Origin of the sequence: Microcoleus sp. N3A4, from assembly GCF_036701805.1 — a bacterium.
Classification (GTDB): Bacteria; Cyanobacteriota; Cyanobacteriia; order Cyanobacteriales; family Microcoleaceae; genus Microcoleus.
This window is the reverse complement of the sequence record NZ_JAUBRJ010000108.1, coordinates 14655-17039: the sequence shown is the minus strand read 5'-3', so window position 1 is coordinate 17039 and position 2385 is coordinate 14655. Positions and strand designations below refer to the sequence as shown.

Sequence of the window (2385 nt, the reverse complement as noted above, 5' to 3'; positions counted from 1 at the left end):
CCCAGTAATCACTTCAGGGTTGAATTTTTAAAATTTATAACCATCAATTCTATTTAAAGACCTGCGGAATGTGGGTTCCAACTCTCTTGACAAGTTTAGATCGAAGAATCGAAAAAAAAACAATAGAAAACCCCCAAACCCGATTTTAAAAAGAGTTTGGGGGTTTTATTCCTAAATCCAGTTTAAATCACAACTTACTCGGCTCGATCGCCGGAGCACGCAGAGACACAGTTTTATCCGCAGCAGCCTTAGCCACAAGCGACGGCACAGAATCGCGCAATTTTGCAGTCAACTGTACAGTAGTCGCATCGTAAACCTGAGTCAGCATCTTCGGATACAAACCAATGCCAATAATCGGCACTAACAAAGCCGCAATAATAAACACTTCTCGCGGTTCCGCATCCACCAATTCCTCGTGTTCCGACAATTCCTTATTTTCAGGGCCGTAGAAGATTTCACGCAGCATCGACAGCAGATAAATCGGAGTCAAAATCACGCCGACAGCAGCGAGAAATACCACGCAAACCTTAAACACGGGATTGTAAGCATCGCTGGTTGCAAAACCCACAAACACCATCAATTCTGCTACAAAACCGCTCATTCCCGGCAAAGCCAAGGAAGCCATAGAACAAGCAGTCCACATTGCAAAAACCTTACGCATTTTCTTCCCGACACCGCCCATTTCGTCGAGCATGAGCGTGTGAGTGCGATCGTAAGTGCAACCTACCATGAAGAACAAACTCGCCCCGATCAAACCGTGGGAAACCATTTGCAGCATAGCACCGCTAGTTCCCAAATCGGTAAACGAAGCTATCCCAATCAGCACAAACCCCATGTGCGAAATCGAAGAATAAGCAATTTTCCGCTTCAAATTGCGCTGAGCAAAAGAAGTTAAGGCGGCGTAAACAATATTTACCACACCCAAAATTACTAAAATCGGTGCGAAGGTAGCGTGAGCATCGGGGAGCATTCCCGCATTCATCCGCAGCAAAGCGTAGCCGCCCATTTTTAGCAGAATTCCTGCTAGCAACATATGGGCGGGTGCGGTTGCTTCGCCGTGAGCGTCAGGGAGCCAAGTGTGCAGTGGAAAAATTGGCAGCTTGACGCCGTAAGCTATTAAGAAACCTGTGTACAGTAGCAATTGTATATTGGTGCTGTAATCTTTAGCTGCGATCGCCCGCATATCGAAAGTCACCGTATCCCCGTAAAACGCCATCGTCAGCCCGCCCAGCAAAATAAACAGCGAACCGCCTGCGGTGTATAAGATAAACTTAGTTGCTGCGTAGAGGCGCTTCTTGCCGCCCCAGATTGACAAAATCAGGTAAATCGGGACTAATTCCAGTTCCCAAACCAGGAAAAAGAGCAACATATCCTGCACGGCAAAAACTGCGATTTGCCCGCCGTACATTACCAACATCAAAAAGTAAAAAAGCTTCGGTTTAAATGTGACCGGCCAAGCTGCTAAAGTAGCCAGCGTAGTAATAAAACCTGTCAGCAAAATCAGGGGCATCGATAAACCGTCAGCACCCACAGACCAATTCAAATCGAGTTGCTGCACCCAAGTATAACTTTCTACCAGTTGCAAATCTGGATTGCTGAAGTCGTACTGAGTGTAAAAAGCGTAAACAAGTAGGGCAAAATCGATCAAACCCACAATTAGGGCATACCACCGCACCGTCTTGCCATCCTTATCGGGAATTAAAGGAATCAGCAAGGACGCAGCAATGGGAAACAGAATTGTTGTTGTTAACCAGGGAAAGTTAGCTGTATCCATTGCGTTTTAAAATGATCCATCAGTTATTAGGTTTAAACACCTTTTTGCAATTTTAGCCTAAATTTTATACTTTCTTCATGAAACCAGAGACGGTAGGGGACGGTAAAAATGAAATAAAAATACTCAGGCAAAATCATAATTTTTAATAATTTTTAAGATCGAAAGTCCTGAGAAAGTAGGGTGCGTCGCTGGCAAATTTTTCGGTAATCTCTCACAATCTCATGGCGACGCACCGCCGTGATTGTCAGGTGCGTCGCCATGAAATTGTCGCTGTGCGTTGAATTAGTCGATCGCGACGCACCCTACAGAAACTGTAGGGGACGGTAAAAATGAAATAAAAATACTCAGGCAAAATCATAATTTTTAATAATTTTTAAGATCGAAAGTCCTGAGAAAGTAGGGTGCGTCGCTGGCAAATTTTTCGGTAATCTCTCACAATCTCATGGCGACGCACCGCCGTGATTGTCAGGTGCGTCGCCATGAAATTGTCGCTGTGCGTTGAATTAGTCGAGCGCGACGCACCCTACAGAGACGGTAGGGGACGGTAAAAATGAAATAAAAATACTCAGGCAAAATCATAATTTTTAATAATTTTTAAGATCGAAAGTCCT

General features: G+C 44.6%; 1 protein-coding gene. It reads right to left on the bottom strand.

Annotation, left to right across the window (positions count from 1 at the left end; translation table 11 throughout):
* Positions 1-187 precede the first annotated feature (187 nt).
* Positions 188-1774 carry a photosynthetic/respiratory NAD(P)H-quinone oxidoreductase subunit D1 gene (ndhD1, locus tag QUA56_RS34305; RefSeq protein WP_445242976.1) on the bottom strand — a complete coding sequence of 529 codons (1587 nt, stop codon included), beginning with the start codon at positions 1772-1774 and terminating at the stop codon, positions 188-190.
* Positions 1775-2385: the final 611 nt, after the last annotated feature.